The 24,137-nt window shown below is 66.4% G+C and carries 24 protein-coding genes and 1 tRNA gene; 11 read left to right on the top strand and 14 right to left on the bottom strand.

The annotated features are described in order from the left end of the window. Window positions 1-3: 3 nt before the first annotated feature. The 11 genes from NX774_RS06795 to NX774_RS06745 all read right to left on the bottom strand — a co-directional run bounded on the left by NX774_RS06795 (window position 4) and on the right by NX774_RS06745 (window position 9,693). Complete coding sequence (locus NX774_RS06795; RefSeq protein WP_258821390.1) at window positions 4-642, bottom strand: DsbA family oxidoreductase; 639 nt, start codon at window positions 640-642, stop codon at window positions 4-6. Between the two features lie 43 nt (window positions 643-685). After that, entirely contained in the window at window positions 686-1,588 is a 903-nt protein-coding gene (gene rssA, locus NX774_RS06790; RefSeq protein WP_258821389.1) for a patatin-like phospholipase RssA, read from the bottom strand. 8 nt (window positions 1,589-1,596) lie between these two features. Then, entirely contained in the window at window positions 1,597-3,060 is a 1,464-nt protein-coding gene (rng, locus tag NX774_RS06785) for a ribonuclease G (RefSeq protein ID WP_258821388.1), read from the bottom strand. A gap of 199 nt (window positions 3,061-3,259) precedes the next feature. Next, a complete protein-coding gene (locus tag NX774_RS06780; RefSeq protein ID WP_258821387.1) occupies window positions 3,260-3,883 on the bottom strand; it encodes a Maf family protein in 624 nt (207 codons plus the stop codon). Window positions 3,884-3,891: 8 nt separating this feature from the next. Continuing rightward, on the bottom strand, window positions 3,892-4,362 hold the full coding sequence (gene rlmH, locus NX774_RS06775; protein ID WP_258821386.1) for a 23S rRNA (pseudouridine(1915)-N(3))-methyltransferase RlmH: 471 nt from the start codon (window positions 4,360-4,362) through the stop codon (window positions 3,892-3,894). A gap of 6 nt (window positions 4,363-4,368) precedes the next feature. Beyond that, on the bottom strand, window positions 4,369-5,034 hold the full coding sequence (rsfS, locus tag NX774_RS06770; RefSeq protein ID WP_258821385.1) for a ribosome silencing factor: 666 nt from the start codon (window positions 5,032-5,034) through the stop codon (window positions 4,369-4,371). Continuing rightward, the gene (locus tag NX774_RS06765; RefSeq protein ID WP_258821384.1) at window positions 5,034-5,684 is read right to left on the bottom strand and encodes a nicotinate-nucleotide adenylyltransferase; all 651 of its coding nucleotides are present in this window, start codon (window positions 5,682-5,684) and stop codon (window positions 5,034-5,036) included. The genes rsfS and NX774_RS06765 overlap by 1 nt, the downstream gene beginning before the upstream one ends. Next, window positions 5,681-6,592 carry an oxygen-dependent coproporphyrinogen oxidase gene (gene hemF, locus NX774_RS06760; RefSeq protein ID WP_258821383.1) on the bottom strand — a complete coding sequence of 304 codons (912 nt, stop codon included), beginning with the start codon at window positions 6,590-6,592 and terminating at the stop codon, window positions 5,681-5,683. Before hemF ends, NX774_RS06765 begins: the two co-directional genes overlap by 4 nt. 219 nt (window positions 6,593-6,811) lie before the next feature. Continuing rightward, entirely contained in the window at window positions 6,812-8,077 is a 1,266-nt protein-coding gene (gene purD, locus NX774_RS06755; RefSeq protein ID WP_258821382.1) for a phosphoribosylamine--glycine ligase, read from the bottom strand. A gap of 16 nt (window positions 8,078-8,093) precedes the next feature. Beyond that, window positions 8,094-8,819 (bottom strand): YebC/PmpR family DNA-binding transcriptional regulator, encoded by a 726-nt coding sequence (locus NX774_RS06750; protein WP_258821381.1) that lies wholly within the window; start codon window positions 8,817-8,819, stop codon window positions 8,094-8,096. 82 nt (window positions 8,820-8,901) lie between these two features. Beyond that, window positions 8,902-9,693 (bottom strand): DUF2182 domain-containing protein, encoded by a 792-nt coding sequence (locus NX774_RS06745; RefSeq protein ID WP_258821380.1) that lies wholly within the window; start codon window positions 9,691-9,693, stop codon window positions 8,902-8,904. Between the two features lie 206 nt (window positions 9,694-9,899). Here NX774_RS06745 and NX774_RS06740 point away from each other — a divergent pair, with 206 nt between their 5' ends. The 4 genes from NX774_RS06740 to NX774_RS06725 are packed head-to-tail and all read left to right on the top strand — an operon-like array spanning window position 9,900 to window position 12,360. Next, entirely contained in the window at window positions 9,900-10,820 is a 921-nt protein-coding gene (locus NX774_RS06740; RefSeq protein ID WP_258821379.1) for a DMT family transporter, read from the top strand. 15 nt (window positions 10,821-10,835) lie between these two features. Beyond that, window positions 10,836-11,240 (top strand): methylglyoxal synthase, encoded by a 405-nt coding sequence (locus NX774_RS06735; RefSeq protein WP_258821378.1) that lies wholly within the window; start codon window positions 10,836-10,838, stop codon window positions 11,238-11,240. Between the two features lie 2 nt (window positions 11,241-11,242). Next, the gene (locus tag NX774_RS06730) at window positions 11,243-12,220 is read left to right on the top strand and encodes a quinone oxidoreductase family protein (protein WP_258821456.1); all 978 of its coding nucleotides are present in this window, start codon (window positions 11,243-11,245) and stop codon (window positions 12,218-12,220) included. Further along, window positions 12,217-12,360, top strand: coding sequence for a hypothetical protein (locus NX774_RS06725; protein ID WP_258821377.1), 144 nt, complete (start codon window positions 12,217-12,219; stop codon window positions 12,358-12,360). Before NX774_RS06730 ends, NX774_RS06725 begins: the two co-directional genes overlap by 4 nt. Window positions 12,361-12,493: 133 nt before the next feature. Here NX774_RS06725 and NX774_RS06720 read toward each other — a convergent pair whose 3' ends face one another. Further along, window positions 12,494-13,123: a DUF4136 domain-containing protein gene (locus NX774_RS06720; RefSeq protein WP_258821376.1), complete on the bottom strand. Its 630-nt coding sequence runs from the start codon at window positions 13,121-13,123 to the stop codon at window positions 12,494-12,496. A 180-nt stretch (window positions 13,124-13,303) separates the two neighbouring features. On the opposite strand from NX774_RS06720, the gene pepN reads away from it, so the two are divergent. The 6 genes from pepN (at window position 13,304) to NX774_RS06690 (ending at window position 19,801) form a co-directional block, all read left to right on the top strand. Beyond that, on the top strand, window positions 13,304-15,946 hold the full coding sequence (gene pepN / locus NX774_RS06715; protein WP_258821375.1) for an aminopeptidase N: 2,643 nt from the start codon (window positions 13,304-13,306) through the stop codon (window positions 15,944-15,946). A 91-nt stretch (window positions 15,947-16,037) separates the two neighbouring features. Further along, window positions 16,038-17,039 (top strand): class 1 fructose-bisphosphatase, encoded by a 1,002-nt coding sequence (locus tag NX774_RS06710; protein ID WP_258821374.1) that lies wholly within the window; start codon window positions 16,038-16,040, stop codon window positions 17,037-17,039. A 179-nt stretch (window positions 17,040-17,218) separates the two neighbouring features. After that, window positions 17,219-17,294 (top strand) — tRNA-Thr (locus NX774_RS06705). Window positions 17,295-17,525: 231 nt separating this feature from the next. Beyond that, window positions 17,526-18,788, top strand: a complete 1,263-nt coding sequence (locus NX774_RS06700; protein ID WP_258821373.1) for a radical SAM protein — start codon at window positions 17,526-17,528, stop codon at window positions 18,786-18,788. Window positions 18,789-18,883: 95 nt separating this feature from the next. Continuing rightward, entirely contained in the window at window positions 18,884-19,030 is a 147-nt protein-coding gene (locus NX774_RS06695; RefSeq protein WP_258821372.1) for a hypothetical protein, read from the top strand. 75 nt (window positions 19,031-19,105) lie between these two features. Beyond that, on the top strand, window positions 19,106-19,801 hold the full coding sequence (locus NX774_RS06690; RefSeq protein WP_258821371.1) for a 2OG-Fe(II) oxygenase: 696 nt from the start codon (window positions 19,106-19,108) through the stop codon (window positions 19,799-19,801). A gap of 350 nt (window positions 19,802-20,151) precedes the next feature. Here NX774_RS06690 and NX774_RS06685 read toward each other — a convergent pair whose 3' ends face one another. Beyond that, window positions 20,152-20,430 (bottom strand): hypothetical protein, encoded by a 279-nt coding sequence (locus tag NX774_RS06685; protein ID WP_258821370.1) that lies wholly within the window; start codon window positions 20,428-20,430, stop codon window positions 20,152-20,154. Here NX774_RS06685 and NX774_RS06680 point away from each other — a divergent pair. Beyond that, window positions 20,429-20,860 (top strand): ElaB/YgaM/YqjD family protein, encoded by a 432-nt coding sequence (locus tag NX774_RS06680; RefSeq protein WP_258821369.1) that lies wholly within the window; start codon window positions 20,429-20,431, stop codon window positions 20,858-20,860. The genes NX774_RS06685 and NX774_RS06680 overlap by 2 nt on opposite strands. Window positions 20,861-21,013: 153 nt before the next feature. Here NX774_RS06680 and NX774_RS06675 read toward each other — a convergent pair whose 3' ends face one another. Next, window positions 21,014-24,130, bottom strand: coding sequence for an efflux RND transporter permease subunit (locus NX774_RS06675; RefSeq protein WP_258821368.1), 3,117 nt, complete (start codon window positions 24,128-24,130; stop codon window positions 21,014-21,016). Window positions 24,131-24,137 lie beyond the last annotated feature (7 nt).

The raw sequence follows: 24,137 nt of genomic DNA, 5'->3' as shown, positions 1-24,137 counted from the left end.
CGGTCAGCGGGCAAGCCCTTCCAGCAGCTCGCTGATCGCCGGCTCCAGCGTTTCGTAAGGGATGGCGCCGCGGATCGGCACGGCCTCCTGCCAGGGAGCGTCGCCGGTCCGCAGCAGCATGATGGGCACGCCGCTGACGCCCAGCGAGTGTGCCAGCTGCTCGTCGTCCAGCACCTGCGCGGTGTAGCGCTCGTGGTCAAGCGCGTCGCGCAGCGCTTGCGCGTCCAGGCCGTTGTCGGCGGCGATCGCGCACAGCACGTCGGTCTCGCCGATGTCGCGGCCCTCTTCGAAAAATGCCCTGAACAGCGCCTCGTGCATGGCGCCGAAGCGGCCGTGCGCGTCCGCGAACAGGGCTGCTTCCAGCGCCTTGCGGCTGCGCGGCTGCACCGGCGGCAGCTTGAGCTGCATGCCGCGCTGGGCCGCCATGGGGTACACCGACTGCGCCCAGGTGGTGTTCAGGTATTCCCCGTTGGGGTCGAGCGTGGGGTTCGGTTCGGGCCGCAGCTCGAACGCGCGCCACACCACCTGCAGCCGGTCGGCAAAGCGCGCCTCGAGGCGACGGATGACCGGCAGTTCAAGGTAGCAGAACGGACAGACGTAGTCGCTCCACACGTCGATGCGGATGTCGGGAGAGGCGTTCATGCGGCCATGCTACGCGAAATTCGCGGCGGCCGCGCGCACGGATCTAGGCAGCGCCGACCAGCTCGCGCAGCTCGGGAATGGCCAGCTCGGCGGCGCGCTCGCCCTCGGTGATGGCGGCCGCGGCGCGGTGGTAGTCCATCAGCGCAAAGTTCGACAGGCGCGGGCGGATCAGCAGGTCGGCCGGCTCGCCGGCCAGCCGGCTGCGGGTGATCCGTACCTGCATGATGTGCAGGCTGATGCTCAGCACGTCGAAGATCGAGGGCATCGCGGCCGACGTCGCCGGGCCGCTCTTGAGCCGTCCCAGGCCCAGCGGCAGCTTGCCGACCAGCGATTCGAGCGCGCCCGGCGCGGGCAGCGCGCGCCAGCCCTGCGCGCGCTCGTTGTGGCGCCCCATCAGGTCCCAGTTCAGGTCCACCGCGATCACGATGTCGGCGCCCATGGCGCGGCACAGCGACACGGGCACCGGGTTGACCAGGCCGCCGTCCACCATCAGCCTGCCGTCCAGCTGCGCCGGCTTGAGCAGGCCGGGCAGGGCGATCGAGGCGCGCACCGCGTCGGTGACCGAGCCTTCGCGCAGCCAGATTTCGCGCCCGGTCACCAATTCCGTCGTCACCGCGCCGAACGTCTTGGGCAGCGCCTCGATGTCCTTGTCGGTGAAATGCGTACGGAAGAAGTCGAGCAGCTTGTCGCCGTGGACCAGGCCGCCGTCGATGGTCAGGTCCAACAGGCCCAGCACGCTTTGCCACTTCAGGCCGCGCACCCATTGTTCCAGCCGGTCGAGCTGGCCGTCGGCGTAGGCCGCGCCCACCAGCGCCCCGATCGAGGTGCCGCACACGATGTCGGGCACGATGCCAGCCTGCTCCAGCGTGCGGATGATGCCGATGTGCGCCCACCCGCGTGCCGAGCCGCTGCCCAGTGCCAGTCCGATTTTTGGCCGGTGCGTCATCAATCGGCTCACATCAGGATCACGTCGTACTGCTCCTGGTGGTAGCCCTTCTCCACCTGCAGCGAGATGCGCTTGCCGATGAAGTCGCCCAGCATCGCCAGGTGCTGCGACTCCTCTTCCAGGAACAGGTCGATCACCTCCTGCGAGGCGACGATGCGGAACTCGCGCGGGTTGAACTGCTTGGCTTCGCGCAGCAGCTCGCGCAGGATCTCGTAGCAGATCGTGCGCGAGGTCTTGACCTGGCCCTTGCCGCCGCAGGCGGGGCAGGGCTCGCACAGGATGTGGGCGAGCGACTCGCGGGTGCGCTTCCTCGTCATCTCCACCAGTCCCAGCGCCGAGAAGCCGCTGACCGACACCTTGGTGCGGTCGCGCGACAGCGCCTTCTTGAGCTCTGCGAGCACGGCGTTGCGGTGCTCGTTGTTTTCCATGTCGATGAAGTCGAGGATGATGATGCCGCCCAGGTTGCGCAGCCGCAGCTGGCGCGCGATCGCGTGCGCCGCTTCCAGGTTGGTCTTGAAGATCGTGTCCGCGAAATTGCGCCCGCCGACAAAGCCGCCGGTGTTCACGTCGATCGTGGTCATCGCCTCGGTCTGGTCCACGATCAGGTAGCCGCCGGACTTCAGGTCCACGCGGCGCCCCAGGGCGCGCTGGATCTCTTCCTCCACGCCGTACAGGTCGAACAGCGGGCGCTCGCCGGTGTAGTGCTGCAGGCGCGGCAGCACCGACGGCGTGTACACCTGGCCGAACTCGACCAGCTTGAGGTAGTTCTCGCGCGAGTCCACCTGGATCGACAGCGTCTCGTCGTGCACGAAGTCGCGCAGCACGCGCTGGGCCAGGTTCAGGTCCTGGTACAGCAGGGTGGTGGGCGGCCGGGTGCGCGCGCCCTGCAGGATCGCGTTCCAGGTCTTGCGCAGGTAGTCGATGTCGGCCAGCAGGTCGGCGTCCGACGCTTCCTCGGCCATCGTGCGCACGATGTAGCCGCCTTTTTCCTCCGGCGGCAGCAGGCCCTGCATGCGCACGCGCAGTGCCTCACGGTCGGTTTCCTTTTCGATCTTCTGGCTGATGCCGATGTGGTTGTCCTGCGGCAGATAGACCAGCATGCGGCCGGCCACCGAAATCTGGGTGGACAGGCGCGCGCCCTTGGTGCCGATCGGGTCCTTGATCACCTGGACGGTGAGCACCTGGCCGTCGAACAGCAGCTTTTCGATGGGCGTTGGCTGCGCGTTCGGGCTTTCGTGGTTGCGCGCTTCCCAGATGTCGGCCACGTGCAGGAAGGCCGCGCGCTCAAGGCCGATGTCGATGAACGCCGACTGCATCCCCGGCAGCACGCGCACCACCTTGCCCAGGTAGACGTTGCCGGTCAGCCCGCGGGTGAGCGTGCGTTCGATGTGCAGTTCCTGAACGGCGCCCTGCAGGACCAGCGCCACGCGCGTTTCCTGCGGGGTGATGTTGATGAGGATGTCTTCGTTCATGGAGCGCGCCGTTCACAATATTGTTCAGAGTGTAATCATACACGGCGGCGCGGGGATGGGGGCGTGGGTTCGTAGGGTGGGCAGCTCGTTCGGCTGGGCACTGCCCAGCCTCACCCCACGCGTTCAACCAGCGCGGACGCACTCGCTCAGTTGGCCACTCCGACGCGCTTTGAACGCGTGGGCGGGAGACCCGCCCACCCTACAGGGGTACGCCGGCCTTGCGCAGCAGGTTGGCGGTCTCGAACAGCGGCAGCCCCATGATGCCCGAGTGGCTGCCTTCGATATGCTCGACAAACAGCGCGGCCAGGCCCTGGATGCCGTAGCCGCCGGCCTTGTCGTAGGGCTCGGGCGTGGCGCAGTAGGCCTTGATCGCGTCCGGCGACAGCTTGGCAAAGCGCACGTCCGACACCTGCGTCACTTGCAGGGCCATGTCGGTGTAGTGCACCGCCACCGAGGTCAGCACCTGGTGCGTGCGGCCGGACAGCCGGCCGAGCATCTCGACCGCTTCCTCGTGATTCTCCGGCTTGCCCAGGATCAGGCCGTCGATCGTGACCGTGGTGTCGGCCGTGAGCACCGGCCGCAGCGGATGGCGCCGCATCTGCAGCACGTTCCACGCGAAGGCGCCTTTTTCGTTGGCCACGCGCGCCACGTAGGCGAGCGGGTCTTCGTTCGGGTACGCTTCCTCGCTCACGTCCACCCCGCGCGCCGGATCGCTGCGCAGCGACAGCAGTTCGAAATCGACGCCCACCTGGCGCAGCAGTTCGCGCCGGCGCGGGCTCTTCGAAGCGAGGTAGATCTTGTTGTCCAGGGGTTTGTACGGCATGCGTTGCCTCAGGCGCGGTGATAGGGGTGGTTCTGGGTGATCGACCAGGCCCGGTAAAGCTGTTCCGCGAGCATCACGCGCACGATCCCGTGAGGCAGGGTCATGCTCGAAATGCGGATCATGCCTTCGGCCCGCGCCTTGAGCTCGGGGTCGAGCCCGTCGGCGCCGCCGATCAGGAAAACGGTGTCGCGCCCGTCCTGCTGCCACTGCTGCAGCATGTTGGACAGGCCGACACTGGTGAGGTCCTTGCCACGCTCATCGAGCGCGATGATGCGCGCGCCCTTGGGCAGCGCCGCCTCGATGCGTTCGCGCTCGAGCGCCATGGCAGTGGCCGCGGTCTTGCTGCCGGAACGTTCGACCGGCTTGATCTCCTTGAGCACGATGCGCAGCTCGGGCGGCATGCGCTTCGTGAACTCGGTAAAGCCAGTCTCGATCCAGGCCGGCATCTTGTGGCCGACCGCGGCGATGATGAGCTGCATTGAGGCTTACTCGGCTGCCTTTTTCACGCGGCGGATGACCTTCTTGGCCGGTTCGGCGTCGGCGGGAGCAGCGGCAGCCTTGGCGGCACGCTTGGCCTTCACCTCGGCCTGCGCGGTCTTGGACGGCGCGACTTTCACGGTCTTGCCGACGGCGACCTTGGGCGCGGCCGGCTTTTTGGCTGCCGTGGTTTTGGTGGCAGCGGTCTTGCGCGCGGCCGGCTTGCGCTCGTTGACCGGCTTGGCTTCCGGCTCGTCCTGGTTGGCCGCCAGGTGCTTGGACTTGCTCTTCGGTGCGGCTGCTTCCTTGCCTTCGACGGTGGACTTGCGCTTGGCCGCGCCCAGCTTGACCGGCTTCTCGCCCCAGATTTCTTCGAGGCGGTAGTACTGGCGAATGGCCGGCTGCATGATGTGGACGATCATGTCGCCCAGGTCCACCAGCACCCACTCGCCGGTGTCCTCGCCTTCCAGGCCGACCACGTCGCCGCCGTTTTCCTTGACCTTGTCGCGCACCGATGCGGCCAGCGCCTTGGTCTGGCGGTTCGACGTGCCCGAGACGACGGCGATGCGGTCGAACAGGCTGGTCAGGTGCGTGGTGTCGAACATCACGATGTCCTGGCCCTTGACGTCTTCGAGGGCGTCAACGACAACCGCTTGCAGTTTTTTGATATCCATTAGCTCTTGTATAAATTATGTTGTTGAATATAGTCTAACACCACGGGCGCAACCAGCCCGTTCGCGTTGTTCCCGTGGCGAATGGCCGCGCGTACCTGCGTGGCCGAGATATCGACTGCCAGCGTGTGCGCCACGCACACGCGGCCGTGCGGCGCCGCACGGAGCTCTTCGGGAGGGCCCAGGCGCGCCGCCAGTTCCTGCGCCACCGCCGGCGGCAGCTTGTCCACCGCCAGGTCGAAACCCGGCCGCGCCGCCACCCCGATGTTGGCCACCTCGAACAGCGCGCGCCAGTCGCGCCAGGTGTCCAGTTTTTGCAGCTGGTCGGCGCCCATCAGGAACACGATCGACGCCTGTGGCCCCAGTTCCGCGCGCACCGCACGCAGCGTGTCGATGGTGTAGGTGGCGCCGTTGCGCTCGATCTCCTGCAGGTCGATCGTGACCGGAAAGCCGGCCCGCTTGAACGCCAGCTCCAGCATCTTCACGCGGTCGGCGTCGGATGCTTCCAGGTTCGACTTCTGCCACGGCCGCCCGGCCGGTACGATGCGCAGCTGGTCGGGATGCAGCAGCCGCGCGAACAGCCCGGCCAGCGCGACGTGGCCGGCATGTACTGGGTCGAAGCTGCCTCCCAGCAGGGCGACGCAGCGGTTCACTTTTCCAGCCAGTCCCGGTGCACCAGGAAGTCGGTGTAGAGCTTCGCTTCGGGCGTGCCCGGCTCGGGGCGCCAGTCGTAGCGCCATTTCACGATCGGCGGCATCGACATCAGGATCGCCTCGGTGCGCCCGCCCGACTGCAGGCCGAAGTGCGTACCGCGGTCCCACACCAGGTTGAACTCGACGTAGCGGCCACGCCGGTAGGCCTGGAAGTCGCGCTCGCGCTCGCCGTAGGGCGTCTCGATGCGGCGCTTGAGGATCGGCAGGTAGGCGTCGATAAAGCCGTCGCCCACGCTTTTCACCATCGCGAACGACTGGTCGAAACCGAGTTCGTTGAAGTCGTCGAAGAAGATGCCGCCCACGCCGCGCGGCTCCTTTCGGTGCTTGATGTAGAAGTACTCGTCGCACCACTTCTTGAAGCGCGCGTGCAGCTCGTCGCCGTAGGGCGCGAGCGCGTCGTGGCACACCTGGTGGAAGTGGCGCGCGTCTTCCTCGAAACCATAGTGCGGGGTCAGGTCCATGCCGCCGCCGAACCACCACACCGGCTCCTTGCCCTCGGCCGTGGCTTCGAAGAAGCGCACGTTCATGTGGACCGTCGGCGCGTACGGGTTGCGCGGGTGGATCACGAGCGACACGCCCATCGCTTCCCAGGCGCGGCCGGCCAGTTCGGGGCGCGCGGCCATGGCCGACGGCGGCAGGTGCTTGCCGGTCACGTGCGAAAAGTTCACGCCGCCGCGCTCGAGCACATTGCCTTCCTCGATCAGGCGCGAGATGCCACCGCCGCCCTCGGGACGTTCCCAGGTATCGCGCAGGAACGGCTTGCCGTCGACGTCTTCGAGGGCCGCGACGATGCGCGACTGCAGGTCGAGCAGCCAGGCCTTGATGGCGGCGGGGTCAGGGGCGGACATGGTGTTATGCGAGTAGAAAATTTCGGCGATTGTACACTGTGGCGTTGGGGCGTTACAAAGTTTGAGATTGCGCACCGCAACAACGTCGTTCCCGCAGCCTCAAAACGTCGTTCCCGCGCAGGCGGGAACCCATAGACCGCCTGCTATTCAGGCTCAGCATGGGTTCCCGCCTGCGCGGGAACGACGTATTTAACGTGCGGGTGTTGTTCGGTGCTGCTGTTACTTTACGCCGCGCCAGCCGATGTCGCGGCGGAACTGGGCGCCGTTGAAGTGGATCTGGTCCACCGCGTCATACGCCTGCTTCTGCGCCATCTTGACGTTGTCGCCCAGGCCCACCACGCACAGCACGCGCCCGCCGTTGGTCACCAGCTTGCCGTCCACGATGCTGGTGCCGGCATGGAAGGTGACGCACTCGGGCGTCTCGGCCGGAATACCGTCGATCACGTCGCCCTTGCGCGGGTTGTCCGGATAACCTTCGGCCGCCATCACCACGCCCACCGCGGTGCGGCGGTCCCATTCGAGCTCCACGGCGTCCAGCGTGCCGTTGCAGGCGTGCTCGATCACGTTCACGAAGTCGCTCTTCAGGCGCGCCATGATCGGCTGCGTTTCCGGGTCGCCCATGCGGCAGTTGAATTCCAGCGTGCGCGGCGTGCCCTGGGCGTCGATCATCAGGCCGGCGTACAGGAAGCCGGTGTACTGGATGCCGTCCTTGGCCATGCCCTGGATGGTCGGGTTGATGATCTCGCGCATCACGCGCGCGTGCATCGACGGGGTCACGATCGGGGCCGGGGAGTACGCGCCCATGCCGCCGGTATTCGGGCCCTGGTCGGCATCCTTCAGGCGCTTGTGGTCCTGCGAGGTGGCCAGCGCCAGCACGTTCTTGCCATCGACCATGACGATGAAGCTCGCTTCCTCGCCGGCCAGGAACTCTTCGATCACGATGCGCGCGCCCGCGTCGCCGAAGCGGTTATCCGACAGCATGTGGTCGATCGCCTGGTGCGCTTCTTCCAGCGACATGGCCACCACCACGCCCTTGCCGGCCGCCAGGCCGTCGGCCTTGATGACGATCGGCGCGCCGTTGGCGTCCACGTAGGCGTGCGCTTGTGCCGCGTCCGAGAAACTCTGGTACTTCGCGGTCGGAATGCCGTGGCGCTGCATGAACGCCTTGGCGAAGTCCTTGGACGACTCCAGCTGCGCCGCTTCCTTGGTCGGCCCGAAAATCTTCAGGCCGCGCGAACGGAACAGGTTGACGATGCCGGCCGCCAGCGGCGCTTCGGGCCCGACCACGGTCAGGCCGATGTGCTCGCGCACCACGAAGTCGGCCAGCTCGGCCGGGTCGGTGATTGCGACGTTTTCCAGCCGCGCGTCGCGCGCGGTGCCGCCGTTGCCCGGGGCGACATACACCATCTGGATGCGCTCGGATTGGGCCAGTTTCCAGGCCAGTGCGTGTTCGCGGCCGCCCGAGCCGACTACCAGGATCTTCATACTTTGCTTTCGCTGCTTACTCTTCGATGACGGCGTTGGTATAGACTTCTTGCACGTCGTCCAGGTTTTCGATCGCGTCGAGGAGCTTTTGCATCTTCTGCGCGTCCTCGCCGGTGAACACGGTCTCGACGTCCGGCTTCATGATCACTTCGGCCGAATCGGCCTTGAAGCCGGCCTTTTCCAGCGCTTCCTTGACGTTGGCGAAGTCGTTCGGGTTGCACAGTACCTCGAAACCGCCTTCGTCGTCCTGGATCACGTCGTCGGCGCCCGCTTCCAGCGCCGCTTCCATCAGCTTGTCTTCTTCGACGCCGGGCGCGAACAGGAACTGGCCGGTGTGCTTGAACATGAACGACACCGAGCCTTCGGTGCCCATGTTACCGCCGAACTTGCTGAACGCGTGGCGCACCTCGGCCACCGTGCGCACACGGTTGTCGGTCATGCAGTCCACGATGATGGCCGCGCCGCCGATGCCGTAGCCCTCGTAGCGCACCTCTTCGTAGTTGACGCCTTCCAGGCCGCCGGCGCCGCGCTGGATCGCGCGCTGCACGTTATCCTTGGGCATGTTGGCGTCGGCCGCCTTGTCCACCGCCAGGCGCAGGCGCGGGTTGGACGTCATGTCGCCCCCGCCCATGCGTGCGGCAACCGTGATCTCCTTGATCAGGCGCGTCCAGATCTTGCCGCGCTTGGCGTCGGTAGCGGCTTTTTTATGCTTGATATTGGCCCATTTGCTGTGTCCAGCCATAGTCGGAATTCCTTAGACGGTGGTATTTCGAAGTGGCCGATATTCTATCATAGCCACCTCTTGCCAAACCGCCGGGAAAGGACTAAGGAAAGAGCAGCAGGGTCCCCCACGCGACCATGGCCAGCCCCGCCAGCGTCGCGATCCAGGTGCCGCCGGGCGCCAGCTTTTCGGCCAGCACCAGGAGGGCCAGCGCGGCCGCCGCGGCCAGGTTCATGACCCCGGCCGCGAACAGCAGGGTGGCCAGCAGCGCGCAGCAGCCAACGCAGTAGCGCCCGTGCGTGACGCCCATGCGAAACGCGCCCCAGGCGCCGCGCCGCCAGCCGGTGAGCACGAAGGCCAGCGGCGTGCGGCAGTGGTGCAGGCTGGCGTATTTGGCGGGCGTCCACTGGTACACCCCGGCCGCAACCAGTGCCAGCCCGGCCACCGTGGCGTTGGTGACCGCCATGCCGTTGTCGAGCGCGCCGGCGTCGTGCAGCGCCCACTGGACCAGGGTGGCCGCGGCGGCGAACAGGGTCCACGAGAACAGGTAGCCGAGCACGAACAGGGCGGTGGCCAGGTAGGGCCGGCGCACCGCGTGGTAAAGACGGCTCACGCGCGCGAACAGCACCACCGCCGGGGTGGTGGCGGGCAGCATCATGGCCGACATCATCGCCACCCACATGGCCAGCACCAGGCCCAGCTCGGGGGCGCGGTAGGGCGTGGGCGGCGGCGGCTCCATGCTCATTGCCATGCCCGCGGCGCTGTCGACGGCCACGGGGTGCAGGGCGCGGAACACCAGCCATGCCCAGCACAGCGCCACCAGCGCCGACAGGAAGCCGATGACGACCGCCCGCTCCGAACCGGTGCGGCGCGGGACAGGCGTGAGTGCGTTCATAGCGGCCACCCGGGCGCGCGCCGGCCACGGTGCCGGCGGCGGCCAGCCGGCGCAGGGCGCTCGGGCCTGGCGCACGCTTCGTTCATGCTGCTTGTCATGTCTGGTTCTCCATGGTGAGACAGGGGGGCACGGCGTTGGACAGCGTCCCTGCGGCCGCGTTCGGGAGCTCATCCACGCGGCGCGGCGTTTCCGCTTACAATCTCCTGATGAGTACTTCGCAAGCCGCCACACCCGTCGCATCCGTACCACGCTCCGCTCTCGTCGCCGGACTCACGATCGCCGTCGCCGGGGCCGTGCTGTTTTCCACCAAGGCCGTTCTCGCCAAACTGCTGTACCGCTACCACATGGACGCCGTCACCTTGATCGCGTTCAGGATGCTGTTCTCGCTACCGGTGTTTGCTGCCGTCGCGGTGTGGAAGATGCGTACCGAGGCGCCCCTGTCCTGGGGCGACCGTGCTCGCCTGCTCGGCCTGGGGCTGGTGGGCTACTACCTGTCGAGCTACCTCGATTTCCTCGGCCTGCAATACATCTCGGTGGGCCTGGAGCGGCTGATCCTGTTCCTCACGCCGACCTTCGTGCTCCTGATTACCTCGACCTTCTTCAAGCGCCGCATCAGCCGCATCGAGTGGCTGGCGCTGGCGCTGTCGTACTGCGGCATCGTGCTCGTGTTCGTGCACGACCTGGCCGGCGGCGCGGGCAGCACCGTCGTCGGTTCGCTGCTGGTGCTCGGCTCGGCCGCGTCGTACGCGCTGTATTTATTGGGCTCGGGCGAGATGGTGCGGCGCATCGGCTCGCTGCGGCTGGTGGCCTACGCAATGTGCGTGTCGAGCTTTGCCTGCATCGGCCAGTTCTTCCTGTTGCGCCCGGTAAGCTTGCTGGTGCAGCCGATGCCGGTGTACTGGCTCTCGCTCGCCAATGGCGTTTTTTGTACTATCCTTCCTGTCTTTATGACCATGATCGCGGTCCAGCGCATCGGTGCGCCCGCGGCCTCGCAGGCGGGGATGATCGGGCCGGTCTCGACGCTGTTCCTGGGCGCGCTCGTGCTCGGCGAGCCCATCACCGCCGTGCAGCTGGCGGGAACCGGGCTGGTGCTGGTCGGTATCTACATGCTGTCGCTGAAAAAATAACCAACGGACGATCCAATGAAGCCACGCATCGCGCTGATCGCGCACGACAAGAAAAAGGACGACATGATCACGCTGGCAGCCGAGTACCTCGACTTCCTGCGCAACTGCCAGCTGTCGGCCACCGGCACCACCGGCGGGCGCCTGGCCAACGAACTCGGGCTGACGGTGGACCGCAAGCATTCCGGCCCGTTCGGCGGCGACTTGCAGATCGGCGCGCAGCTGGTCAATGGCCAGATCGATGCCGTGATCTTCCTGCGCGACCCGATGACGCCGCAGCCGCACGAACCGGACATCAACGCATTGGTGCGCGCCTGCGACGTGCACAACATCGCCTGCGCCACCAACCTGGCCAGCGCGCACCTGGTGCTGTCGCAGCTGATGGCGGCCGGCGGTCACGAAAAAACGAAGAAAGGGGCATGAACATGAAAGCCAAGGCAATCCGCATCAACCGGACCGGCGGTCCGGAAGTCATGGAATATGTTGACGTCGAGGTCGGCGAACCGGGACCGGGCGAGGCGCGCGTGCGCCAGCACGCCATCGGCCTGAACTTCATCGACGTGTATTTCCGCACCGGCCTGTACCCGATGCCGCTGCCGGCCGGGCTGGGCCAGGAAGGCGCCGGCGTGGTCGAGGCGGTGGGCGAGGGTGTCACCCACGTCAAGCCGGGCGACCGGGTGGCCTACGCGGGCCGGCCCAACGGCGCCTACAGCGAGCTGCGCGTGATGCCGGCCGACATCCTGCTCAAGCTGCCGGACGCGATCGGTTTCGAGACTGCGGCCGCGATGATGCTGCAGGGCCTGACCGTACAGTACCTGTTCAACCGCACCTACAAGATCAAGGCCGGCGAGACCATCCTGTTCCACGCCGCGGCCGGCGGTGTCGGCCTGATCGCCTGCCAGTGGGCACGCGCGGTCGGCGTGAACCTCATCGGCACCGTGGGGTCGAAGGAAAAAGCGGAGCTGGCCAAGGCTCACGGCGCAGCCCACGTCATCAACTACAACACCGAGGACATCGTCCAGCGCGTAATGGAAATTACCAACGGCGAGAAAGTGCCTGTCGTGTACGACTCGGTCGGCAAGGACACCTTCACCCGCTCGCTCGACAGCCTGCGCCCGCTGGGGCTGATGGTCAGCTTCGGCAATTCCTCGGGCGCGGTGCCGCCGTTCTCGCTGTCCGAGCTGGCCTCGCGCGGGTCGCTGTACATCACCCGGCCGTCGCTGGCGCACTATGCGGCCAAGCGCGAGGACCTGGAGGCGATGGCGGCCGACCTGTTCGACATGGTCGCCAGCGGCAAGGTCAAGATCGAGGTCAACCAGAAATTCCCGCTGGCCGACGCGGCCAAGGCGCACATCGCGCTCGAATCGCGCCAGACCACCGGTTCGACGATCCTGCTGCCATGAGAGAGTTCAGCGACGACAACGATCTGCCTTCCGAGCCGGAAGTGGGCACGCCCAAGTTCGGGCGCTTGCTGATCGTGCTGGCGCTGGCGGTGCTGATTATTGTGGCCGTCACGTTTGGGTCGGAGGCGTACTTCTCGTAAGCGCAAGCGCCACATGAACGCGTGGGCGTTCGCCCGGGCACTGCCCAACCTCACCCTGCCCACCCTACCGGTAACGTTCCGTAGGGTGGGCAGATTTTCTGCCCACGCGTCCAACGACAGCTTGCGCTGACGATCAGCTTTCTTTCTGCTTCAACTCCACCACCCGCGTGCCGCCATTGGGCCCCGGGAAGTCCTGGAACGCACTTTGCACCAGCGCCGGCATCACCTGCGGGGTCGCGCGCACACGGCTGGTGTTGTGCACCTTGACGTCGAACAGCTGCCTGCCGTCCTGGCCGGCGCGGATCGTCACCTGCAGCTCGCGCTGGTACTGGTGCACGATGCGCTCTTCATAATACGGGCCCCAGAACGGGCTGCCATAGAACGGGCTGTAGAAGCCGCCCCAGTAGTGCCGGTACGGACCGTACCAGCCCACCCGCGCACCCGGATAGAAGAACGGGTCCGCCGCCTGCAGCACCCGCACCGGCACGTCGGTCGTGGTGAAATGCATCGCCACCAGCACCGCCGGCTTGCCCGCGCCCGAGTCATGGAAGCCCAGCTTGGCCATCTGCGCGCGCACCAGCTCCTGGTAGCTGCGCCATTCCAGCGTGTCTTCCTGCGCCAGCGGCTGCTCGAAGGCGTAGCTCTTGTCCTCCATCTGCGCCGGCCACTGGTTGAAGGTGGTGACGTCGCTGCGTATCGTCGTGGCGCACCCGCCGAGCAGCAGCGTCAGGCTGGCCGCCACTGTCATGAGCACTCGTTTCATCTCTATCTCCATTCTTTACGGACTTGTTCAAGATGTAGCTTAGGCCGGGTGTTCCGTTTTTGCCGGGATATTTACCCCTGGTTACAGCGTGGATACATTGCGATACACGGAATCGGACAATGTTGCGGCAACACCTATTGATACAATACCCGCTTCATCCACCGACGAGCGGACCCGACCATGCGAACCGACACGCCCCTGACCATTTACCGGAAGGACTATACCGCACCGAGCTACCTGGTTGACACAGTGGAGCTCGGTTTCGATCTCGACCCGGCGCGCACCATCGTGGCCAACCGGCTGACCATGCGGCGCAATCCCGCCAGCGCCCAGCGCGAAATCGAGCTGTACGGCGAGGATATTGAACTGGTGGCCTTGCGCCTGAACGGCAAGGCACTGGGCAAGCGCGAGTACCGCCTCGACGGTAACCTGTTGCGCATCCCCAACGCCCCGGAAGAGGTCACGCTCGAGATCGAGACCCTCTGCGCGCCCGAGAAGAACACCGCGCTGTCGGGGCTGTACGTCTCCAACGGCAACTTCATCACCCAGTGCGAGGCCGAAGGCTTCCGCCGCATCACCTATTTCCCGGATCGCCCGGACGTGATGGCCAAATACACCGTCATGCTGCGCGCCGACAAGGAGCGCTACCCGGTGCTGCTGTCCAACGGCAACCTGGTCGAGGAAGGGATGCTTCCCGACGGTCGCCACTATGCAAAATGGGAAGACCCGTTCCTGAAGCCGTCCTACCTGTTCGCCCTGGTCGCCGCCAAACTGGTGTGCCAGGAAGAAAAGTTCAAGCTGGCCGACGGGCGCGAGGTGCTGCTGCAGGTGTGGGTGGAAGAGGGCAACCTCGACAAGACCGACTACGCGATGCAGTCGCTCAAGAAGAGCATCCGCTGGGACGAGGAGCGCTTTGGCCTGGAGCTCGACCTGGACCGCTTCATGATCGTCGCCACCGGCGACTTCAACATGGGCGCGATGGAAAACAAAGGCCTGAACATCTTCAACACCAAGTACGTGCTGGCCAACCCGCGCGTGGCCACCGACATCGACTTCCAGGGCATCGAGGCGGTGGTCGGGCACGAATACTTCCACAACTGGACCGGCAACCGCGTGACCTGCCGCGACTGGTTCCAGCTCTCGCTCAAGGAAGGCCTGACCGTGTTCCGCGACCAGGAATTCTCGGGCGACATGATCGGCACCGCCACCGGCCGCGCCGTCAACCGCATCGACCAGGTGCGCACGCTGCGCGCCGCCCAGTTCCCGGAAGACGCCGGCCCGATGGCGCACCCGGTGCGCCCCGACTCGTTCGTCGAGATCAACAACTTCTACACCGTCACCGTGTACGAGAAGGGCGCCGAAGTGGTGCGCATGTACCAGACCCTGCTGGGCCGCGAGGGCTTCCGCAAGGGCATGGACCTGTACTTCGAGCGCCATGACGGCCAGGCTGTCGAGTGCGACGATTTCCGCCGTGCGATGGCCGACGCCAACGGCCGCGACCTGGACCAGTTCGAGCGCTGGTACAGCCAGGCCGGCACGCCAGTGGTGCGCGCGCAGATGCGCTACGACGAACAGCAGCAGGCGGTGGAGCTGACGCTGTCGCAATCGTGCCCCGCCACGCCTGGCCAGCCCGAGAAACTGCCGTTCCACATTCCGGTTGCCGTGGGCCTGGTGGGCCGCGACGGGCGCGACATCCCGCTGGTGATCGACGGCCAGGAGCGCGGCACCACGACCGTGCTGGAACTGACCGGGCAAGAGCAGACCTTCCGCTTTACCAACGTGCCGCAGCAGCCGGTGCCGTCGATCCTGCGCGACTTCTCGGCCCCCGTGGTGCTGGAATATGACTACAGCGACGAGGACCTGCTGCACCTGTTCAGCCATGACAGCGACCCGGTCAACCGCTGGGAAGCCGGGCAGCGGCTGGCGATGGAGCGCCTGCTCAGGCTGACCGAAGACGTCACCGCGGGCAGCCGCCTGCAGCTGGACGACACCTTCATCGAAGCGATGCGCAAGGTGCTCACCGACGAGTCGCTCGACCCGGCGTTCCGCGAACAGGCGCTGCTGCTGCCGACCGAAAGCATGATCGCCGAGCAGACCGACGTGGTGCATCCGCTGTCGATCCACATGGCGCGCCAGTTCGTGCGGTCGTCGATCGGCAACCGCCTGCGCGCCGAGCTGCTGGCGGCCTACGACGCCAACCAGACGCCCGGCCAGTACAGCCCGGACGCCGAATCGATCGGCAAGCGCGCGCTCAAGAACCTGGCGCTGGGCTACCTGGCCGCAGCCTCGGATGACGAGGGCATTGCGCTGGCCGAGCGCCAGTTCGACGAAGCCGGCAACATGACCGACCGCGCCGCCGCGTTGGGCGCGCTGGTGCACGCGCGCGCGCCGGCCGCGCAGCGCGCGCTTCAAGGCTTCTACGACGAGTTCGAAAAGGAAGCGCTGGTGGTCGACAAGTGGTTCGCGATGCAGGCGTCCAGCCCGGCCACCGACGTGGCCGCCGTGCGGGCACTGATGAAGCACCCGGCCTTCACCATGAAGAACCCGAACCGTGCGCGCAGCCTGGTCTTCAACTTCTGCATGGCCAACCCGGTCCAGTTCCACGTCCCGGACGGCAGCGGCTACGCGTTCTGGGCCGAACAGGTGATGGCGCTGGACGCGCTCAACCCGCAAGTGGCAGCCCGGCTGGCGCGCGCGATGGACCGCTGGCGCCGTTACGCCCCGGCCCTGCAGGCGCACATGAAGCAGGCGCTCAAGCAGGTGAACGGACTGAAGAAGCTGTCGAACGACGTGCGCGAAGTCGTCAGCAAGGCGCTGGCCTGATGCGTAGGGTGGGCAGATCCTCTGCCCACGCGTCCAGACAGCGGCAGCAAACAACGATAAAGAATCCAGAACCCCCAAGCAAAGGAACCAGATGAAACGCGTCAGCCTCACGCAGCACCTCGTTGAACAGCAACGCCACAACAACGCGATCACGGCCGAACTGCGCCTGTTGATCGAAGTGGTGGCGCGCGCCTGCAAGACCATCAGCCACTCGGTCGGTAAGGGCGCGCTCGGCGACATCCTCGGCAGCGCCGACACCGAGAACATCCAGGGCGAAGTCCAGAAGAAGCTGGACGTGATCTCGAACGAGATCCTGCTCGAGGCGAACGAATGGGGCGGCCACCTGGCCGCGATGGCCTCGGAAGAGATGGAAACCATCCACCCGATCCCCAACCGCTACCCGATGGGCGAATACCTGCTGATGTTCGACCCGCTGGACGGCTCGTCCAACATCGACGTCAACGTCTCGATCGGCACCATCTTCTCGGTGCTCAAGGCGCCCGAAGGCATGGGCGCGCCGAACGAGCAGGCCTTCCTGCAGCCGGGCACCCAGCAGGTGGCCGCCGGCTACGCGGTGTACGGCCCGCAGACCATGCTGGTGCTCACCACCGGCAAGGGCGTGAACTGCTTCACGCTCGACCGCGAGATGGGTTCGTGGGTGCTCACGCAGCGCGACATGCGCATCCCGGAAGACACCAAGGAATTTGCGATCAACATGTCCAACAAGCGCCACTGGCACGCGCCGGTGCAGCGCTACGTGGACGAGATGCTGGCCGGTAAAACCGGTCCGCGCGAGAAGGACTTCAACATGCGCTGGATCGCCTCGATGGTGGCCGACGTGCACCGCATCCTCAACCGCGGCGGCGTCTTCATGTACCCGGCCGACATGCGCGACCCGTCCTCGCCGGGCAAGCTGCGCCTGATGTACGAAGCGAACCCGATGGCCATGATCGTCGAGCAGGCCGGCGGCGCGGCCACCGACGGGCACAAGCGCATCCTCGAGATCGTGCCGCACAAGCTGCACCAGCGCGTGCCGGTCTTCCTCGGCTCGAAAAACGAAGTGGAGCGCGTGACCGCCTACCACCAGGCTTGATTGATCGGCGCGTGCCGCACGTAGGGTGGGCGTTCGGCTGGGCACTGCCCAGCCTCACCCTGCCCACGCGTTCAGCCAGCGCTGGCGTAGCCAGGACACCGGGAATTTTCACGCCAAGCGCCGCCTCGCACCGCCGGGCTAGCAACATTGGCGAATTGTTTGCTAGAATATGCGTCTTCGCCGGTGTAGCTCAGTTGGTAGAGCAGCGCATTCGTAATGCGAAGGTCGTAGGTTCGACTCCTATCTCCGGCACCAACACCACAAACCCGCGTACTCGCAAGAGACGCGGGTTTGTTCTTTTCCGGCCTAACCTGTAACTGTACCCCAGCTTTCCGGGTAATTGCACTATCAATAATATCTGGTATCTTTTTCACAACCTTCCTTGAGGTTGAGGATTGCGCGGACTATTCTTTTGAGACAGGAACCGCCGCGCTCGCAGCGGGCGGAAGTACAACGGGGTCGTCGCACAACCAGCGGGAGCAAGGGATGGTGCAGCTTCAGTCAGTTGTACAAGCGCGGCCGCTCGCGTTCCGGCCGCAGCCAAGCAAGCCTGCCGCGCCGTCCAGGCGCATCGTCGAGGTCGAAAGCCTGCAGGTCATCATCAAGACCGCCGAACGCTGCAACCTGGCCTGCCAGTACTGCTACTACTTCTTCATGGGCGACGACAGCTTCGCCGGTCGCCAGCCGATCATCGGGCGCGAGGTGTGCGAGCGTATTCCTGCATTCCTGCTGCAGGGCGTCGAACAACTGAAGATCCGCGACCTGTCGATCGCCTTCCATGGCGGCGAGCCCACGCTGCAGCGCCTGCGCGACTTTGACCGGCTGTGCACCGCACTGCGGGCCACGCTGGGCCACAAGACCCGCCTGAACCTGGGCATGCAGACCAACGGCATCCACCTGCCCGACGAGTGGCTGGTATGCCTGGACAAGCACGGCGTCGAGCTTTCGTTCAGCATCGACGGACCGGCCGAATACCACGACCGCTACCGCACCGACCGCAAGGGCCGCGGCTCGTACCAGCGCGTGGCCGACAACATCGTCCGCGCCAACGATTTTTTCCGCCACCGCTCCGGCTGGACCGTTGGGTCGATCAGCGTGATGAACCATCGCTTCGACGCGCGCAAGATTTGCCACCACCTGCGCGACACCTTCGGCATTCGCAAGCAGTCCTACCTGCTGCCCATCCGCTCGTGGCAGCAGCCGTTCGAGGAAGGCGAGAGCGCGCTGGCCTATGGCGAGCAGCTGGTGGCGCTGTTCGACGCGTTCGTCGCGGACCAGTCGCTGCAGATCTACTGGGCACTGGAAGCGCTGGCCTTTTTCAAGGAAAAGCGGGTGGTGACGCAGTCGCGCCAGCTCGCCCCCGACGAAGCGTATGCCGTCTGCAAGGCGCTGGTCGTGCAAAGCAACGGCGAGCTGACCGTGGACGACGCCCTGATCTCCGCGCGCGACTGGCGCAACGACAGCCAGCCGCGTTCGATCTTCTACGACGAGCTTGCCGACGTGGTCAACTCACGGCAAAGCTGGCAACTGCTGGAAGCGAGCAACCGCCTGCCCGATGCGTGCCAGTCCTGCAGCGTGCGCAAGCTGTGCCGCGGTGGCCGGCCGGAGCACCGCTACAGCGCGCAACGCGGCTTCAACAATCCGAGCGTGTACTGCGAAGGACTGAAGCGCTACTACGGGCACGTCATCCAGTTCCTCATCAGGAACGGCTACCCGGAACAGAACATCGTCGAGAAACTCGGCCAGTAGGGCCGATCCAGCAGAAAGGAGGTGATCCGGCCAGCGACACCCACGTCTTTGCACCGCAGTTTGTCAAACAACCATAAACCTGAAAGAGGAAAATCATGGAAACCAATGACAACAATGCGCAAATCCTGATCGAACAACTGCTCATTCCGCAAGAGGTGGTGATGGCCGGCGGCTGCGAAGCCAGCCAGATCGTGGCCGACCTGCCGTATCTCATGCGCATCCCGCCTGGGGTGACGCGTTAAGCCAGGCAGCACAACAGGCAGCCCGGGCAGCGCCCCGGGCTGCGCCGCATCGTTCCCCTTCACGGGAGGGCATCCATGGGCTTCCGATTGCTCGACAACGATGGCGCGCTGGCCAATTCCGACAGCGCGCTGTTCGACATCAAGCCCGGCCGTTTCGAGGAACGGCCGTTTTTCGTCGACAGTATTTTCACGCCGCAGGAGTGTGCCGCGATCACGCGCCAGCTCGACCTGCACGACCTCGCGCCGTCGCGGATGATGGGCGAGGGCGACGACGGTTATGTCAACCTGGCGTCCCGGTCGAGCAGGCGGCTTGCGGTCGGGCAGGCGCTGAAGGAAAGCGTGTTCGCCCGCATCGACGCGGCCGTTGACAAGGCCCGCGCCGTGTTCGACATCGACGCGCGCGCCGCACTGAACCGTGAGGAAGAGGACCTGCTGCTGTACGGTCCCGGCGCCGGGTTCGGCGCGCACGCCGACAACAGCCGGCTGGCGAGCGGCCCCGGCCAGGGCACATGGCAACTGGCGCTGCCGCATCGCAAGCTGTCCGCCGTGCTGTGGCTGTCGAGCGGCGGCGAAGACTTTGCCGGCGGCGAATTCCGCTTCCTGAACATCGGCACCGAGCGCGACCAGCAGGGCATCTGCCTGCGCCCGCGCGCCGGCGTGCTGCTCGTGTTTCCCTCGCATCCGTGGTATCGCCACCAGGTGCTGCCGATCACCGCGGGGCAGCGCATCAGCTTCGTGGGCTGGTATTCCTGCGATCGCGGGGCCGGCTGACTGCCGGCTCTGTTAGTCAGCGCACTGTCGCTGCCGGCTCTTCCTTGTATTTTTTCTATTGCGGTGACGACTTGTCGTTTCCGCCCCGTCACGCCGGGCGGCGTGCGGGTTTTACAACGGCAAAAAGGCGGGGTGATCTGCCACCATCAATGGAACTTTTGCGCTGGCTTGGGGTCGCCAACACACACATCTTGACCCAATGCAAAACGCAATCGAAACATTGATGCAGCGCAGGTCACTCTCGTGCCTTCGTTTTGTTTCGGGCGGAATCGGGGAAGAATGTGGTGATGGTCGAGTATCGGTCTACTCCGCGTTGGTCTACATTTTTACGAGGGATACATCATGGATAATCAGAAGTCGAACGAGGGTAAAGCACGCGACACCAGTGCCGGCTCGGGCAGCAGCATGGGCAAGGACCAGAATGCCGGGCGCGGCAGCGCAGCCGGCAGCTCCAGCAGCACCAGCGCCGGCAGCAGCGCCGCGGGCAGCACCGGTTCGATGGGTGGCAGCAGCGCGAGCGCGGGCCAGGGCGGCAACAATGCGTCGCGCGGCACCGGTTCTTCCGGCAGCATGGGTTCGTCGGCCAGCGGTTCGTCGGGCACCTCCGCCACCGGTTCCAGCAGCGGCATGAGCGCATCGTCGGGCACCGGCTCCAGCGGCATGGGTTCGTCGTCCGGTGGTTCGCAGGGCGGCATGGGCTCGTCGGGCAGCATGGGTTCGTCCGGCAGCACCGGCGGCTCGATGAGCCCGGCCAACAGCGGCGACACCATGTCCCGCGCCAGCGGCGAGGCCCACCGCACCATCGACCAGGCGGCGCAGGCTGCCCGCCCCATGGTGGACCGGCTGGCCAGCACCGCGCACGCCGGCGTGGACCGCATGACCGGCATGCTCTCCGGCGCATCGCAATCCATGAGCGAGCGTTCGCGCCAAATGAACGAGGCTGCGCAAAACTACATGGAACAGGGGCGCGAATATGTGCGCAACAACCCGGGCCCGGCCATCGCCATGGCCGTGGGCGCCGGCTTTCTGCTGGCAAAAATTTTCAGCCGCCGCGACTGACTCCAACAGCGGTTCAGTGGTGAACTGCCCGGCCGGGTCTCCTGGCCGGGTTTTTTTTCGCGTAGGGTGGGCACTTGTGCCCACGCCGCAGCACGCGCCGCGTGACTCTGCGTGGGCTCGAGAGCCCACCCTACGCACAACTCGGTCCGGCGCTTAGCGCGTCATCTCCGGTTCGCGCGGCTTGACCGGCGGCTTGGGCCGGCGCAGGGCGCGCGCCTTGTTGGCCAGCCAGTGCTCGAGGTCGTCCACATAGGTGAACACGGCCGGCACCACCAGCAGGCTGAGCAGGGTCGAGGTGATCAGGCCGCCGATCACCGCAATGGCCATCGGCGAGCGGAAGCTGGGGTCGCCCGACCAGCCCAGGGCCAGCGGCAGCATGCCCGCGCCCATTGCGATGGTGGTCATCACGATCGGCCGGCTGCGCTTGTGGCAGGCATCGACCAGCGCCTCGAAGCGGCGCATGCCGGCCTTGCGCGCCAGGATCGCGTAATCGACCAGCAGGATCGAGTTCTTGGTCACGATCCCCATCAGCATGATCAGGCCGATCAGCGAGGGCATCGACAGCGCGCGCCCGGTCACCAGGAGCGCCACGAAGGCGCCGCCGATCGACAGCGGCAGTGCGGCCAGGATCGTCAGCGGCTGCATGAAGTCGGTGAACAGCAGCACCAGCACGCCGTAGATGCACAGCACGCCGATCAGCATGGCGATGCCGAAGCTGTCGAACAGGCCTTCCATCTCCTGCGCGTCGCCCAGGTCGGCCGCTTCCACCGATGCCGGCAGGTTCTTCATGATCGGCAGCTGGGCCGCGGCCTGGTTCGCCTCGCCCAGCGAGGTGCCCGACAGCTCCACCTCCATGCGCACGTCACGCGCGCGGTTCAGGCGGTCGATCTGCGCCGGGCCGCTTTCCATCGTGATGGTGGCCACGTTGGCCAGCATCACCGGGCCGTTTTTGCCGGGCACCGTCAGGCGGCCGATGGCATCCAGGTCGGCGCGCATCGCATCGGGCAGCTTGACGCGGATCGGCACCTGGCGGTCCGACAGGTTCATCTTCGCCAGCGCCAGGTCGTAGTCGCCGGCCGTGGCCACGCGCACCGTGGCGCCGATCGAGGCGGCGGTCACACCCAGGTCGGCGGCGCGCGCAAAGTCGGGGCGCACGATGATCTCGGGCCGCACCAGCGCAGCGCTGGAGTGGATGTTGCCCACGCCCTTGAGCGTGCGCAGCTCGCGCTCCAGCTCGCGCGCGGTGGCCTCCAGCGCGGCCGGGTCTTCACTGCGCAGCACCATCTCCATCTTGGTGCCGGTGTCGCCCGCGCCGACCGAAAAGCGCGCGCCCGGAATGTCGGCCATTTTCGCGCGCAGCGCGGTCTCGATTTCGTCGAGTGCCTGCTTGCGCTCCTTGCGTGGCACGGTGGTGATCGTCAGCACCGCGCGGCGTGCCTCGGCCGCCGCGCCGGGGTTGAAACCGTCGCCGCTGGAGCCGCCGCCCACCGAGTTGAAGATGCTCTTCACGCCTGGCACCTGCATCGCCGCCAGGCGCGCGCGCTCGGCCACCGCATGGGTTTGCGCCAGCGTTGCGCCGGGCGCCAGTTCGACCTGGATCTGCGTCTGCGAGCGGTCGGCTGCCGGCACAAAGCCGGTCGGCAGCAGGCCGGCCAGCGCAATCGATGCGACGAACAGCAGCGTGGCGCCGATCGCGGTGACGCGGCGGTGGCGCAGGCACCAGCGCATCGCGGAAAGGTAGCGAGTCATCACGCGGCCGTCCGCTTCGTTCGCGTGCGCCGCCGGCTTGAGCAGGTAGGCCGCCATCATCGGCGTGAGCAGGCGCGCCACCAGCAGCGAGGCGATGATCGCCAGCGTCGCGGTCCAGCCGAACTGCTTGAAGAACTTGCCGGGGATCCCGCCCATGAAGGCGGTGGGCAGGAACACGGCCACCAGCGAGAACGTGGTGGCAATCACCGCCATGCCGATTTCGTCGGCCGCGTCCAGCGCTGCCTGCATCGGCGTTTTCCCCATCCGCAGGTGGCGCGCAATGTTCTCGATCTCGACGATCGCGTCGTCCACCAGCACACCCACCACCAGCGCAAGCGACAGCAGCGTCACACCGTTGAGCGTGTAGCCGAACAGGTACTGGCCCAGGAACGCGGGAATGGCCGACAGCGGCAACGCGGCCGCCGCCACCAGCGTGGCGCGCCAGTCGCGCAGGAACCACCACACCACCAGCACCGCCAATATGCCGCCCTCGTACAGCATCTCCATCGACGCCTTGAAGTTCTCTTCTACGTACCCGACGTTGTCGATCACCTCGCGCAGCACCATTTCCGGGTGTTCCTTCTGCAGCCTGGCCACCGCCTCGCGCACGCCGCGCGCAACGTCGATCTCGCTGGCCCCGCGCGTGCGGAAGATCTCGAAACCGACCACCTTGCGCCCGTCCTGCTCGGCGATGGCGCGCGGCTCGGCCACGGTGTCCGTCACCTTCGCCACCTGGTCCAGCCGCACGTGGCGGCCGTCGCCCAGCGGGACGTCCATCGCCGCCAGCTCCTGCGCCGTCTTCACGGTGGCGATGGTGCGCACCGACTGCTCGGCGCCGCCCACGTCGCCGCGCCCGCCCGGTTCCTCGCGCTGCACGTTGCGCAGCATGCGCGACACGTCCAGGGCCGATACCTTCAGCGCCGCCATGCGCGCGTCGTCCAGCTCCACGCGCAGCTCGCGCGAGACGCCGCCCACACGCTTGACCGAGCCCACGCCCGGCACCGACAGCAGCCGCTTGGAGACCGCGTTATCGACGAACCAGCTCAGGTCCTGGTCGTCCGGACCGGCGCCGCCCCTGGCCTTGTTCGCTTCGGCGGTGAAGGTCAGCACCACGCGGCCTGCGGTGACGGTCTTGGTCACGCTCGGGTCGCGCATCTCGGCCGGCAGGTCGGCGCGCACCCGCGCCACCGCGTCGCGCACGTCGTTGACCGCCTCGGCCGGGTCTTTGTCCAGGATGAACTCGACCGTCACGTTGGCCACGCCATCGAGCACCTGGGTGTAGATGTTCTTCACGCCCTGCAGCGTGGCGACCGAATTTTCGATCTTGCGTGCGACCTCGGTTTCGAGCTGGGCCGGCGCGGCGCCGTCGAGCGTGGCGCTGACGGTCACGATCGGCAGCTCGATGTCGGGGAAGTCCTGGACCTTGTTGGCCTTGTAGGCGATCAGGCCGGCCAGCGTGAGCAGGGCGAACAGCATGATCGCCGGGATCGGGTTCCTGATCGAGAGAGCGGAAAAATTCATGGCCGGC

This window comes from Massilia agilis, from assembly GCF_024756255.1.
In the GTDB taxonomy this organism is placed as follows: domain Bacteria; phylum Pseudomonadota; class Gammaproteobacteria; order Burkholderiales; family Burkholderiaceae_D; genus Telluria; species Telluria agilis.
Note: the sequence above shows the minus strand (reverse complement) of the source record. Positions and strands in the feature narration are given on the sequence as shown.